This is a genomic window from Aliikangiella marina (assembly GCF_007004765.1).
Lineage (GTDB): Bacteria > Pseudomonadota > Gammaproteobacteria > Enterobacterales > Kangiellaceae > Aliikangiella > Aliikangiella marina.
In genome coordinates, this window is the sequence record NZ_VIKR01000001.1 from 1184473 (window position 1) to 1199295 (window position 14823).

A 14823-nucleotide genomic window follows, 5' to 3' on the forward strand; every position below is an offset into this window, starting at 1 on the left:
CTAATATGAATAATAAAATACCGAACTCAGTAATAGGTGCAGTGTCTTCAGTTATTGCGGCTCACTATTATAGTCATTCAAAACTAAATACTTTATTTATGGAATCAGGTGCGCCGGGAGAACCTCCCGAAGGTAATTGTGAAACTAAGTGCAGTAATTGGTTAAAACGATGCAATGAAGATCCTTTGATAAATGCGTTTGAAGTATTGGGACATGTTATTCAAGGTTTTATGGACCAAGAAGAAACATCCGCACTTTTCGGGAGCAGAGACAATGACTTTACAGAGAAAGGAAAGGCTCGTATTAAAAATGCTTTGGCCAAGAATCAGTTATCCTATAAGACAAATGGTTTTATTGTTCTCGCTGGCTCTAATCCGACAACTAAAACTCTTAAGGATTACTTAAGAACTGGGGACTTTTCTTCTATCGAGAAAGAGTTTGAGCGTGCGTTAAAAAATATAGATACGGATCCACACGCATCTATTACAGCGGCAAGTTCAATTATTGAATCTGTTTGCAAGACTTACATCGAAACTTTTGGCTTAGAAATGCCCAACAAGAAAAATATTCTACCGCTTTGGAAGACAGTGCAAAAACACCTGGGCTTAAATATTGATCGTAACTTAGGAGAAGACGAGCAAAAGATTCTTTCTGGGTTATCTTCAATTGTAGACGGAATAGGCGCATTTCGAACTCATATCGGTTCAGCTCACGGGCGTGGTATTAAACCTCCAAGAATTACTGTCGCTGAGGCGCGTTTAGCGGTAAACGCATCTCATACTTTGACAATTTTTATTATGGAACGATGGCACACAAGAATATCTTAATGCTTTAGTTAACTGAACCAAAAAGTGCAGAAACCGTATTTCGGCTTAATCACTTTAATCAATAATCGCTATGTCCGATACTGTTTAGTATTGGACATAGTGTATAATGCTGATATATACTAGGTTCATGTTTTATTAATAGAATCAATCAGATGGCGACTCCTAAGCCGACACCACTATATCCAACATATAAAGAGCTGAAAGAGATTTCGCTATCGGATTATCCGCAGCTTAATAGTGTCTTTACTGATAATCCAGACTGGTGTGCTGTTCATTGGCAATGGGGAAAATCATTTTTAGAATACACCGGCCGAAATAAATCAGAACACACTTATGTGCGCTTTAGAAATGAAATCGAGCGCTTCCTATTGTGGGCTTTTTTTATCAAGCAAGTTCCTGTTGACGATTTCCGAAAAGCCGACATTTTGGAATATGTAGATTTTTGCTGGAAACCACCGATAAGTTGGATTGGTAATTCAAACCTTGACCGATTTGTATTGGAAAACGGCTACTTTCATTCTAATAAGCAATGGCGCCCATATAAAATCCAAGCACCAAAGAGCCAGCAAAATAAAGATATAGATAAGAAAAAGTACAGACCATCCCAGCAAACATTAACTTCAACATTTACAGCGATAATCGCTTTTTACAAATACTTAATGAACGAGGAGCTTTCCTATGGTAATCCGGCTCAAATTGCAAAGAAGGATTGCCGTCATTTCATAACTGACGCTCAAGTTAAAGAAGCTAAACGTCTAACTGAAATACAATGGCAGTTTTTACTTGATACTGCTGTAGAAATGGCTGACGCGAACCCCATTTATGAACGAAACCTTTTTGTTATAGCTTCGCTTAAGACTCTTTTCCTAAGAATATCAGAACTATCTGAGCGTAAGAACTGGTCACCAGTTATGGGGCACTTTTGGCAAGATGAGAACGAAAATTGGTGGCTTAAAATTTTTGGTAAAGGAAGAAAGCTTAGAGATACAACCGTACCACTTGATTTCATCCCTTTTTTAGAACGTTATCGTTTGTCACGATGTTTATCTCGTCTACCTTCAACTAGCGAAAACAATGTTTTAGTTGAAAAGATCCGTGGGCAAGGTGGTATGAGCTCTAGGCATTTAAGGCGTCTTGTTCAAGATATTTTTGATAATGCTTATCGAAAAATGAAAGAAGCTGACGGAGAGCAAAAAGCACTTAAACTAAAAGAAGCATCGACTCATTGGCTTAGACATACGGGAGCCAGCATGGAAGTTGAAAGAGGTAGAGCACTAAAGGACCTTTCCGAGGATTTGGGGCATGCAAGCATGGCTACGACAGACACGGTATACGTACAAACCGAGAATAAGAAAAGAGCAGAAAGTGGTAAGAATCGTAAAGTTAACTAAAAGATAATTTATTTAGGTACACCTTTTGCGCCGGCATTACGCAAGAAATGTTTCTCTTTATCAGTTAATGGTTTTGAATGCGGTTCTTGCTCAAATAGTCCGGCCTCTAAACAACTAAATAGAAATTCTATAGATTCTAAATTTTCATTTGGCGAGTAGAGTATTTGGTGGGCTGTTTTACCCAAAAGTTTATCGATCGGATGATTAAACCAACGATTTGCTGCTAGTCCTTCCTTTTCGAAAAACTCGCACAAGATTTCTTTTTTAGTAGGAATATTCATTGGGTTAGGGCTATTACAGGAAAGAGGTTATTGGACTTTAGGACCTACCATAGTTTGCTCCAGAACAAATATAATCAGCTGAATCAAGTTTACAGTAAAAACTCTCAAAATGCTCAATGCTTTTCATCGACAGAACCGATTTCACCCCTAGAATGCAAATGATTATCAAGTGCTATTCGTAAAATCAAGGTTTTGTTTAGAATTACCCAGTAAACCATGAGCCTTTTATTAAACATCATTGAAACATTTGCGATCATCAGTTTCGCATTAATGGCCGGGCTATACTTCATTTTTTCAAATACAATTATGAAAGCCTTGTCGCAAATGCCCACTGAACAAGGTGCTCAGGCGATGACGAAAATTAACGACGTTATCATCAATCCGCTTTTTTTCACTTTTTTCTTTGGTTCCGCTTTAAGTGCCATCTATTTAATCATTGAACCAATGTTATATGAATTTAATGGGTTAAAGCTAAGTGCGGGGCTTTTGTTTCTAGTGGGTTCTTTTATTTCTACCGTCGTATTTAATGTGCCACTCAATGAAAAGCTTAAAGCCGCGGTCATGAGTCCTGGAGACATTAGTCAGGTATGGTCTGAATATTTAAACCAGTGGACTAAATGGAATCATTCCAGAGCAATTTTCTCATTCGTCGCTGCTGTATTAACACTTTTAAGCTAAGCATGATGCTCGCAAATATAACGTGGCATTCAACTAGGCGCCTTCATCAAAAGAAGGCGTCTTGTGAATTTAAATAACTCATAAGCTTCAAGATAGTCGTAATCTAGAAGCATTTACTTGTAACGTGGCTGATCTGTTTTAACAGTTTTACGAGTCGTAAATGAGTGAACTTAAGCATCTGCTTCAGAAACACCTAATAATTTAATGCTAACGAAATTTATTTCAAAAAGACTTTATAAGTGTACACCAAGCGCAGATTGATACGAGTCGATCACTTCAAGATAATTTGTTCTTTCAAGTGCAGATGGGTTGATCGCATTTTTACATGATAAACTGCCTTTCATCTGTTCAATCGAATCGTATTCATTTTCGTCCAACCACTCATTCAGCTCTCTAATTAATCGTCCTAAATAGTAGGGACCATGTTGTAATAAAGCGCTACATAAATGGGTAACATCTGCGCCGGCAAGTAGCGCCTTAATAATATCTTCAGTCGTATGGAGCCCGCCGGTAGCCGCAATATCGATATCGACCTGACCTCGGGTAAAAGCGATCCAGCGAATACGTAAGAGACTTTCTGCAGAGGTTGACAAACTGATAGCGGGCTCAATTTTAAGCGACTCGAGGTTGATGTCAGGTACATAAAATCGATTAAACATCGAAACACCCATGGCACCGAACGTTTTAAGTCGACAGATAAAGTTGACTGGTGCACTGTGCTGCGAAGATAGCTTCACGGTAATTGGTAATAAAACCTGTTCTTTTAAATTTGTTAATATCTTGAAGTATCTTTCTTCTACTTCTGATGCGGTTTCTTCTTTACTCGCAGCAATATGATAGACGTTTAGTTCTAGTGCATTTGCCCCGGCTTGCTCGAGCGCTTTGCCGTATTCAATCCAACCATCAATCGAGGTACCGTTTAAACTTGCGATTATCGGAATATCCAGAGCGGATTTTAATTGTTGTAAACATTCTAGATAGTTATCGCGAGCATCCGGTATGGCTTCCGACATTGGTAGAAACGAGCTTGCCTCTTGAAAACCGGTATTTTGTTGTTCAACAAAACGATGGAGTTGTTCATGTTGGTGTTTAATTTCTTCTTCAAATAACGAGTGCATGACTAACCCTGAAGCACCCGCATCTTCAAGTTGTTTTGCTATATCAATGTCACGAGACATTGGCGAAGAAGAGGGTACAAAGGGATTAGCCAGTTCCAAGCCAAGATATTGAGTCGCAAGTTTATTGGTCATTTTTGTCTCCGGATTCACTCTTTTGAGAAGAAACATTCTCTTTATGTTCAGTCCAAGGAATATTGGCTAATTGATGATAATGCTCGTATTTGAGTAAAGCATCTGCTTCGGCTTCATTGAGTAACTGTTTTGCTCTTTCTGGTTCGGAGTGCCATAGCATGCTAAACCGAGTCTCACCTTGAGCAAATGCTTTAAAGGGGATCGACGGTGCTTTGCTATCGAGGTGTAAAGGATTTTCTAAGTTTTCAATTTTCCTCGGATCATAGCGAAGTAAAGACCAGTGACCTGAGTTGACTGCTTTTTGCTGTTGGAGATGATTGTTTGACAGGTCGACGCCGTGTGCAATGCAAGGTGAATAAGCAATAATAATCGAGGTCCCAGGATAGGATTCCGCTTCGATAAATGCACGGAGCGTTTGCATATCTTTAGCGCCATAGGCGACCTGCGCGACGTACACATTTTCATAACTCATAGCAAGCTTAGCAAGATCTTTTTTACGCGCGGGTTTTCCAGCCGCTGAAAATTTTGCTACTGCGCCTTTAGGCGTCGCTTTAGATGTTTGACCACCTGTATTGGAATAAACTTCAGTATCTAAAACCAATATATTAACGTTTCGACCCGAAGCTAATACATGATCTAATCCACCATAACCAATATCATATGCCCAACCATCTCCACCAACAATCCAAACACTCTTATGAACTAAATTGTCTGCAATACTAGCAAGATGTCGCGCTGCTTTGCTGTCGAGCTTTTCAAGAGCTGCTTGAAGGATCGCGATGCGCTCTCGTTGCTCAAAGATTTCTGCCTCAGTTGTTTGTGTGGCATTATTGATAGTATCGACCAAGTTCTCATCGAGATCTTTTCTCAGTTTAAATAATAATTCTTTCGCAAACTGCTGTTGTGAATCAATCGCAATCCGCATACCAAGGCCAAACTCGGCATTGTCCTCAAACAAAGAGTTGTTCCAAGCAGGTCCTCGACCTTCGACGTTTTTAGCCCAAGGCGTCGTAGGGAGGTTTCCTCCATAAATGGAAGAACAGCCAGTTGCATTAGCCACTAGCATACGGTCACCAAACAGCTGACTGGCCAATCTTAAGTAACTTGTTTCACCACAGCCAACACATGCTCCAGAAAATTCAAAGAGAGGTTCCATTAACATTGCGCCTTTCATTGTTGTCGGCTTAATCTGAGTTCGGTCATACTCAGGCAAACCAATGAAATACGACCAATTAATCGCTTCTTGTTTTACCGTAAGCTTTTTATCCTGCATATTAAGCGCTTTGCGATTGGCTTGTTTTTTGTCTCTGATTGGACAGATTTCGACACACAATCCACAACCGGTACAATCAAGCGGAGAGACTTGATAACTGATGTGGATATTGTCGGGATAATCTTTTCCTTTGATTTGAATATGTTTAAAAGATTCCGGTGCGCGTGTTAAATACTTTTTGTCAACGGCCTTACTGCGAATAACGCTATGTGGGCAAACGAAAACACACTTACCACAGTGAGTGCATAAATCAGTTTCCCAAACCGGCATTTCTAAGGCAATATCACGCTTTTCGTAGGCGGCTGTACCAAGAGGGAAGCTGCCATCATCCGGTAATAAGCTAACTGGAATTCTGTCACCGCGACCTGCAATGATTTCCTTTGTCACTTTTTCAACGAAATTCGATGCAGTTTTAGAGTCTGGACTATGAGCTTGTTGCTTGGTACATTTAGTTGACGAATTGACTTCTACTTTAACAAGATTTTCTAATGCATTATCTATCGCAGTGAGGTTTGCTTTGAGAATCATCTTGCTCTTACGCCCATAGGTTTTAGCGACCGCATCCTTGATTGCCTGTAACGCCACGCTGCGTTCCATCACATTTGAAATCGCAAAAAAACAGACTTGCATAATGGTGTTGATGCGTTTATTAAGGCCTGCTCGCTTTGCGATTTTATAGGCGTCGATAACGTAGAGCTGAATTGATTTTTCGAGAATTACTTCTTGGGTTTCGCTAGGTAAAGTATCCCATACTTTATCCGACGCCATATCAGAATTAATAAGAAAAGTAGCGCCCGGTTTCACTTTATCAAGCATTGGAAACTTTGATAAGAAAGTCGATTGATGACAAGCAATAAAATCCGCTTGACCATCTTCTATCAAATAAGCTGAGCGGATAGGTTGAGGTCCAAATCTCAAGTGAGAAACAGTAACGGCACCTGATTTTTTTGAATCATAAACAAAATACCCTTGTACATAGTTATCGCTCAATTCACCGATAATCTTTATCGAATTTTTATTCGCGCTAACGGTGCCATCCGATCCTAAACCATAAAAAATCGCTTGGTAGTTTTGCTTTGACTGTTCAGTACGATAAGCTTCGTCCCAATCTAAACTGAGATGAGAAACATCGTCATGAATACCAATAGTAAACTCTTGCTTAGGTTGCTTTTGGTTGAGTTCGTCAAACAGTGACTTAACCATCGCTGGGGTAAATTCCTTTGATGATAAACCATACCGGCCACCGATTATTTTTGGCATAGTGTTGAATTGAGGTTGGTTACTTTCATCACTCGAAGCTAAAGCTTGTGCAATAGTGGTAACCACATCCTTATAGAGCGGTTCACCATCGCCACCTGGTTCTTTGGTTCGGTCGAGAACCGCTATCGCTTGAATACTATCCGGTATAAGCTTTATCAATGCTTCGGCAGAGAAGGGGCGAAAAACTCTCACTTTTATCACGGCAACTTTTTCACCTTTAGCGGTGAGGTCGTCAACAGTTTCCTGAAGCGTCTCACATGCCGAGCCCATTGCGATAACAATTCGCTCAGCTTGCTCATCACCATAATACTCAAAAAGCTTATATTGTCTGCCGGTCAGTTTAGCAAACTCATTCATAACCGTTTGCGTAATGGTCGGAAATTGTTGGTAATAGCGATTGACCGTTTCTCGTGCTTGAAAGAACACATCAGGGTTTTGACTGGTACCTCGAATAACTGGCGTATTCGGATTGAGAGCCCGCTTTCTAAAGTCATCTAATAGGTTCTCTGGCAGTAATTGATGAATGACCGAATCCGGTATTGCTTCGATTTTTGAAATTTCATGAGAGGTCCTAAAGCCATCAAAGAAATGCAAAATCGGAATTCGACTACGTAAACTGGCCACCTGACTAATCAATGCTAAGTCTTGGACCTCCTGAACGGAGTTAGCACTAATCATAGCAAAACCCGTGGTTCGTGCTGCCATAACATCACTGTGATCACAAAATATTGATAAAGCATGGGTCGCGACTGAACGAGCCGCAATATGGAATACGGTTGGCGTCAACTCTCCGGCAATCTTGAACATATTAGGGAGCATGAGCAACAATCCCTGAGACGCGGTGAAAGTGGTTGTGAATGAACCTGTTTGTAACGCACCGTGAACGGCGCCTGCTGCACCGGCCTCGCTTTGCATTTCTATAACTGTGGGAACGGTGCCAAAGAGATTGCTTTTTCCTTGAGCACTCCAACTATCAGATAGTTCGCCCATTGGAGAGGCTGGCGTAATCGGATAGATCGCAATGACTTCATTGACTGCATAAGCCATTGAAGCTGCGGCCTCGTTGCCATCCACTAATACTGATTTACTGTTGTTCATTCTCAATAGTACCGGCGCTAAGGATTACCATAGCCAAAGTTTACCGGTAGCTTGTTGAGATATTGTGGAGCTAGATCAATAAAAGATGACTCTTATGCCGGTTTTTAACGAGTTCTTATTGTTACAAAACCGTTCTCGTTTTTATTAAGTGTGATACTTAGAGCCTCAGGTCGAAAATAAATATGGTATTAATGAATCATTTTATTTCAGGATTTAAAAGCGCTTTTTTAATGGTCACTTATTCCCATCGTGCTGACGCTTCATCAATTTCAAATCCAATGTTTTTACCGTCACTATTCAGATGGGTGACTTTCAAAAGCGATCCGTCGGGATTGAATTCGACTAAACCCATGCCAGAAGCATTGACTAAGCGTTCACCTCGACTCGAGGGGATTGGCTTGTGCGGAATAACTCTAAGTGATCGTCGTTTGGTAAACCAATTTAATGGTGATTTAGGTGAAAACAACCAACGGTTCAATCGATCGAGTATATCCAAGAGCTTCTTTGGAAATTCGTTCTTAATGCCACTACTGGTAATCTGCCATATATTTGATGACTGTTTGCTACCACGACATTCGATGTGATACACAAACGAGTAGTGAACATCACCGGATAAGATGACAAAATTTTTGGGGGTCTTAGAACTACGAAACATATTAATTAATGTGTTAGCAGTTCCAGGATGCGCCATCCAGTTTTCTGAATCAACCACTAAAGGTTTACCAAACCAGGTAAATATTCCTTGAATAACCTCGATGAGTTTTACCCCAAAAATCGGAGCAGGGGAGACAAGTATTACAGCCTCTTTATGCAGGAGTTTTTGCTGTAATTCGCTCAGCATTTCCCAATCCATTAAGCCTGACGGTTTGTTGAAATTGCGTTCAGATCGCCAGCGGTGCGTCCGTGTGTCGAGCACAAGGATCAGTGGTGATGTATTCCACTGATAATGCCAGTTAGGGAATTTTAATAAATCGTCAATGAGGGCTTCATGGGGAGTATCACCGGGAGATTTTAATACTTGTTGAACCTCCTCGATGAGTTTCTTATCGAAGTTTTCTGGTGCGTTTGCCCAGCCTTGACATAAAAAATAACCAATTAGCGCATTACCAATGATTCTTTTTGAAAAAGGGTGGTTGTAGGCTGCTCGTTCCCAAGCTGCGTTTAAATTCCAGTCATCCGTTATTTCATGATCATCAAAAATCATCGCGCAGGGCAGATGCGCCATGAGTCTACGGACTCGTTTTAAACCCGCTCGAAAAGCAATTAATCTTTCTTTTTCTGGGTTAAATGCCGTTTCGTCATAATTCTGCGGCAGATTAATATCGAGTAATTCCCAACAGCTAGGTGACCAAACTAGCAAGTACATCGCTAAGACTTCTGCCAGTGAAACTAGGTGATTCTGTGCTGAAATCGAAGTAAATACCGGTTTTCTTGCACCTTTAAAAATTGCCTTTACCGCCCTTTCATCATCATTTAAAACCGGGAGAACGGTCTCTCTTTGGTTATAATGTGGCGAAAATTTATGTAACTCAGACGAATCGAAGACTTTAGCGCTCATAAACGATTCTGAAGGAAAGTCGAGTTTTTCGATTAGCTCATGGATGGCAACTAGCATTGGCGTTGAGACATCGTCCGTATAGATCTGGTCACCACTCATAATCAAAGCAGAAGGCCAGCCATTAGGGTCATTCTCGGATAACCACTGATCCGCCCTAACCAAGCCATCTTCACTAGGATGATGTGGCTTACGACAAGATCCGTGCATAATCCTTTTGACGTTCGATGGTAAGAGAAAACCTGGCAGCTTCCTGCCTTCATAGACTAATTCCGGTGCCCAGTCTTTCCAAGTCAGTTTATCTCCTGAGTCGTTGGTAACAAGAACCAAGTCGTACCCAATCCATTGATTGCAGGGTAGAGGTTCACTAAGCTCAATCGTTATTAGATTAATAAAGAGCGAATCAGCAGATTGTAATGATTGATGACCTTTTATCATTTGCTCATTAGGTATTGTTATCGCTGATTCAGATTCTGGATAAAGTGATAACTCGGCAGAAATAGACTTGGAAGACGCAAGCCAAAAAGTCACCTGATTTGGGGTGGTCTTGCGTAGAATAGGTCCACTAAGGACCAAAGGCAGTTGACTCATTATTGTTTAGGGAAGCCTAGGTTATGTAAATAGTCTGTGTGGGATATTACCGTTAATTTATATTAATTATCAATTTAACATAATATACATTATGCGCACATTGATACGTTGGAGAGAAGAATAGCAAGGTAAACAATCACATTAAGAAAAGCAGCTATCTTATTGAAATTGTTAACTTAATGTAAATATTTGCAAATCGTGCTTGTGCCTTTATTATTTTTAGCTTTCAATTTATTCCGATTATTTGGTTACATTATACCTGTTCAATTTGTACAGCAACTCTAACAAGTTATTTTTAGAGTTAATTAAATTATTTGAATGAATGTATTAGGCGTATCACAATTTTATTAAAGGCTGATGAGAGCATTTGAACTGTTGGACTCGCTGCTATAGCATCGCGTAGATTAGCACGTCAGCAATGTATATTATGATTATCTAATATATGGTTGTTTAAATAACGCTCCTTAATTTTTCTATTACTACCAATATAGGACTCTTAGCTTTGCATGTGTTTAGTATGCCTATGCATAACACGTGAAAAAGAAAGTCTGCTAATTGAGTACTTAAGTCTAACTAGATGCTACGCGATGTAACAGCGAGAAATAGGGAGCGGATACCTGTTAAATAAGAACGCCATTCATTTTATTAACATTTCCTGAGAGGCTGAATTGAAGCCTAATTATCCGTTAAAATGTCATCATTACGTATTACTAAAATCACCATTTTTTAGGCTTTTACCTAAAATCTGGTGAGGAAAGCTCTTATAAACTACTTTGAATTGAGGTTAGAAAAAGCTAAAACGTTAGACCCAGGCGATCCGTTGTCTATGACTCAAAAAGGGGAGCACTACTCCCCTATTCTACTCAAGTATACTAAGCGATTAGCTTTTATGTTGAATAGTTAGGTGGTAATTTAACGATGCTGCTGGTATTGGTGTTTTTTGAAAACGATCTTAATCTGCAAATAAATTATGACTTTACTCAATGATATAAGTATAAACGCAATCATTGATAGTTCGAAAATAAGCTTTAAATTTTCGTCCTGCGCAAAGTTGAGGATGTAAGTCTTGCAATAGAACTAATTCCAGAAAACTGTCCTCTATTGAAAAATAGCAAACTTCAGCGGCAGAAAAGTCAAAAAAGTCCCCTACTGTTGAATATAAAGCCTTGAATAAACTTTCTTTCGCTGAGAAAGCTAAAGTAAATGCCTTTGGAAAATTAAGGTTGGCTTTACGTAAAGTAACTTCTTCTTTGGGACTGATTATAGTGCTTTTTATTTCCTCGACCATATTTGATTCAATCAAATTTTCAATATCTATTCCAATATATTTTAACTCGCTTTCTAAGCCTGCTAAGCATATCGCGGTATCATTATTATGAGTTATTGAGCCAATAAAACCATCGGGCCAAATAGGGTTTCGTTGTTTTCCAATTCCTACATGAGTTGAGGTTGAGTTTAAGTGTCTCAACACTTTTTGAGCCATCAAACGTCCTGCTAAAAACTCTGCCTTTCTTTTTTTAACGGAACTTAATATAGACTCAGGAATAGATTCATGTAACAACGTAAAGAGTTCATCAGAAAAATCTTCGATAGAATATTCACAAAGAAATGTTACCAATTTCCCTGAATAAAATGACGTTTCCTTTTTTAGGAATTCAGTTTTAGTATCTAAAACGGGTTTATTCATTTGTTTTTATAGAGTGTCTACCAGAGACTTGATAAAATTTTTTATAAGAAGTCATTTAGCGTGTTAAAAAGCGCACTTATTAATCAGTCTCACTGTTTACAGTCAGTCCGCTTAAAGCTGATGGCCATTTAAGCTAATAATATGCTCATGGTCAAGTTTTTTAAGGTAAAGCCTGGCATCCAATTACAGCAACTTAATACCATCGTCTAAACTACCCTTCCAACCATAGAAACCGTATTTAGAAAGCAATGTGCTATGATTAAAGGCCACAAATTTCTACCAAATAGAACATAGCCTAGCCCCATAGCAAGCCCAATAAGACCAACAGTAATAGAACGTTCCGAAAAGTCATTAGAGTGTCTATAACCGAATATTATTGCTTGAAATAATACGGCAAGAATAGTCGCAAAAACTGTACTTGAAAATATTTTTTCAAACCAAACAATCAAAAAACCACGATCTAACATTTCCTCTAACGCTGACTGTATCCAAACGAATGGAATAATAGTAAAAAATAGCAACCAATTACCGTATAGATCACCGAATTTAGAAACCGCTGCTTCATTAGAGTTGTCTTCTTGCACTTCAAGCCCTAGAAGTCCTTGGAAGGCTTTAAAAGCTATTATAAAAGCAATTGAGGCAATAGGAATTAAAATAGTTGCCAAGGCGGCCATCTTATAATTTTTCGGTCGACACAAGCCTAAATCTTTCCAAGTGACACCTCGAACTTTCATCCGCCAAGTCGCAACTACTAATGTAATAGTCGACCAAAACAAACCATTCGCTAAAAAATGTAATTCAGCAAAGTAAATTTCCCTTATCGAAAACATCACCGCAATATAGATAAGAATATCAAATAGAAACCGAGAGGGACTATCTGAGTTAAAGTTAACTGTTCGGTTCGGTTTTGCTTTTAGCAAGTTCATTACTAGTCCCATGAATAAAGTTATTTTACTTTTTTAAAGTTATATTTCTGATTAAATTATCAAATGTTTTTTCGGTTAAGTTCCAGAGCTGTGTATCAATCCTTTGATCAGCCATCATACTTGTTTCCCATAGATGCCTAATGCGTATGCAAAGATTCGTTAACTGCAGATCATCATCGCTTAACGTTCGAACAGCTTGATATCCCCCTATAAATGGCAGCCACCACTCTTTTTGCCTTCGATTCGCAATTGCAAATCTCTTTAGCACAGCTAAGTCATAAGCCCGTGGCCCAAAACCACAAAGATCAAAATCGAAAAATGTTAAGGCATTATCGCAATTGTGAGTATTAGCAAAATGTAAATCTCCATGGCAAAAACCAAAATCGATATTTTCGCCGATTAGTTGATCAAAACTATTAATTAGAACTTGAGCTTGCCGCTTAAAATACTGCCATTTATCGCTAAATTTTGAATATATGGGTTCTAGTCGATTAACAGACTGTTTAATTAAATAGCCTGAATCGATCAACTGCCTTGAGTAGCTGGAGCTAAAGCCTAAAGAAGCTTGATGAAGCTGCGCCACTGCACTGCCAAACTGGTAACAGACATTAGAATCATCTAGGTCTAAGGATTCTCCTTCTGCATTTTCTGTAATTATCACATATCTCTCGCCTTCTGGCGCTGAAACAAGGTTTACAAGTTCTCCATTATTATTTCTTAACGGCGCAGCGACTTTGATATTATTTTCTTGTAAGTACTTTAGCGCGTCTAACTCAAACTTCACTTCTTCTAAGGAACGTAGATTTGCACGATAAACACGCAAATAAAATAAAGTCTCACTAGAAAAAACCTGATAGGTATCACTAAACCCTCTACAATAGAATTGACAACTTAAGGGCTCCGACAATGAGTATTGAGAGACAATTGAGTCCAATAATTTCTCTGCACTTAAAGTAGAGTAAATCGCGGGTATCTCAACAGTATCGCTAGTCATGTTTTATCCTTTATTATGAAATATGTTTTAAGATTTCATTTCTGCTGTAGATATACTATTTGCCATGCCTACAAGTACCTTACGAGCGCCTTCAAAAGGGTCTCTACCATGAGCAAAAAGCATATTATCCAAAAGCAATAAGTCGCCATCTTCCCATTGAAAGCGAAATGCATGCTCCCGATATACTTGAGAAATAATCTGAATATATTCTTCAGGTATCTCGCTGTCATCAGCAAAAAATACATTTTTAGGCAGGTTTTTATATCCTATTGAATCAACAAGCTGCTGCCTTTCAGCTAAAGGATAAGTAGAAAAATGAAATAAATGTGCTTGGTTAAACCACGTTTTTTCTCCAGTCTTCGGATGAAAAAATGCAGGCCTTTGCGTATTTACCGTTCTTAAATTGTCATTTCCAGTCCATTCAAATTGTAAATTATGATGGCGGCAAAAACTCTCTACTTCTTTTCTTTTATTAGTTTGAAAGACATCCTTCCACGGTAGATCGATGTCGATAAAATTGCGAACATATTTAAGATTCTTGGCTTCAAACTCTTCTCGAATTTCATTAGGGATCGCCTGGTAGATTAGTCTGCTATCAACAATTGGGGTCGCCCCTCCGTTTTTAGCTGCTTTGGCGCAATAAAAAGCAATATTCATTGGCCAACTCGTAAAGTATGAACTTTCGTTGTGGAGCGAGATATAGTTATCACTATGATATTCTGTAGAACTATAAATATGCCCCCTTAAATTGGTTCTAGGAGAGGTTCTATAAAGATAATCCAATAGTGAATCTTCAAAAATAGTGGAAAGCAGCTTTTCAAGCTTTTTCATTCCTTGTATAGGTGCTCCTCTTACTAAGACTACACCATACTCCTCCAAACTCTTGCGAATATCACCGATGTTGCTCGCAAACCATTCAGACGTATCATCTAGATTCTGTGGTGCTAAAAATGATATGTTTTGTTCGAAACTTGGTAAATATTCTTTTTGTGCGCTTTTCACTGACCAATCC

At 39.0% G+C, this 14823-nt stretch carries 11 protein-coding genes; 3 read left to right on the forward strand and 8 right to left on the reverse strand.

Features of this window, described 5'->3' with window-relative positions; translation table 11 throughout:
* Positions 1–5: 5 nt before the first annotated feature.
* Both FLL45_RS05220 and FLL45_RS05225 read left to right on the forward strand, forming a co-directional pair.
* On the forward strand, positions 6–827 hold the full coding sequence (locus tag FLL45_RS05220) for an abortive infection family protein (RefSeq protein ID WP_142940918.1): 822 nt from the start codon (positions 6–8) through the stop codon (positions 825–827).
* 152 nt (positions 828–979) lie between these two features.
* Complete coding sequence (locus FLL45_RS05225) at positions 980–2218, forward strand: tyrosine-type recombinase/integrase (protein WP_142940919.1); 1239 nt, start codon at positions 980–982, stop codon at positions 2216–2218.
* Positions 2219–2226: 8 nt separating this feature from the next.
* Here FLL45_RS05225 and FLL45_RS05230 read toward each other — a convergent pair whose 3' ends face one another.
* Positions 2227–2499, reverse strand: a complete 273-nt coding sequence (locus FLL45_RS05230; RefSeq protein ID WP_142940920.1) for a hypothetical protein — start codon at positions 2497–2499, stop codon at positions 2227–2229.
* A 216-nt stretch (positions 2500–2715) separates the two neighbouring features.
* Here FLL45_RS05230 and FLL45_RS05235 point away from each other — a divergent pair, with 216 nt between their 5' ends.
* The gene (locus tag FLL45_RS05235; RefSeq protein WP_142940921.1) at positions 2716–3177 is read left to right on the forward strand and encodes an anthrone oxygenase family protein; all 462 of its coding nucleotides are present in this window, start codon (positions 2716–2718) and stop codon (positions 3175–3177) included.
* A gap of 233 nt (positions 3178–3410) precedes the next feature.
* Here FLL45_RS05235 and FLL45_RS05240 read toward each other — a convergent pair whose 3' ends face one another.
* The 7 genes from FLL45_RS05240 to FLL45_RS05270 all read right to left on the reverse strand — a co-directional run bounded on the left by FLL45_RS05240 (position 3411) and on the right by FLL45_RS05270 (position 14813).
* Positions 3411–4427 carry a dihydroorotate dehydrogenase-like protein gene (locus FLL45_RS05240; RefSeq protein WP_142940922.1) on the reverse strand — a complete coding sequence of 339 codons (1017 nt, stop codon included), beginning with the start codon at positions 4425–4427 and terminating at the stop codon, positions 3411–3413.
* On the reverse strand, positions 4417–8058 hold the full coding sequence (gene nifJ / locus FLL45_RS05245; RefSeq protein WP_142940923.1) for a pyruvate:ferredoxin (flavodoxin) oxidoreductase: 3642 nt from the start codon (positions 8056–8058) through the stop codon (positions 4417–4419). Before nifJ ends, FLL45_RS05240 begins: the two co-directional genes overlap by 11 nt.
* Before the next feature lie 238 nt (positions 8059–8296).
* Entirely contained in the window at positions 8297–10204 is a 1908-nt protein-coding gene (locus FLL45_RS05250) for an alkaline phosphatase D family protein (protein WP_142940924.1), read from the reverse strand.
* 976 nt (positions 10205–11180) lie between these two features.
* The gene (locus FLL45_RS05255) at positions 11181–11891 is read right to left on the reverse strand and encodes a 4'-phosphopantetheinyl transferase family protein (protein WP_142940925.1); all 711 of its coding nucleotides are present in this window, start codon (positions 11889–11891) and stop codon (positions 11181–11183) included.
* A 206-nt stretch (positions 11892–12097) separates the two neighbouring features.
* The gene (locus FLL45_RS05260) at positions 12098–12817 is read right to left on the reverse strand and encodes a CPBP family intramembrane glutamic endopeptidase (RefSeq protein WP_142940926.1); all 720 of its coding nucleotides are present in this window, start codon (positions 12815–12817) and stop codon (positions 12098–12100) included.
* 25 nt (positions 12818–12842) lie between these two features.
* Positions 12843–13811, reverse strand: a complete 969-nt coding sequence (locus FLL45_RS05265; protein WP_142940927.1) for a phosphotransferase enzyme family protein — start codon at positions 13809–13811, stop codon at positions 12843–12845.
* A 27-nt stretch (positions 13812–13838) separates the two neighbouring features.
* Positions 13839–14813, reverse strand: a complete 975-nt coding sequence (locus FLL45_RS05270) for a TauD/TfdA family dioxygenase (protein WP_142940928.1) — start codon at positions 14811–14813, stop codon at positions 13839–13841.
* Between the last annotated feature and the right edge of the window lie 10 nt (positions 14814–14823).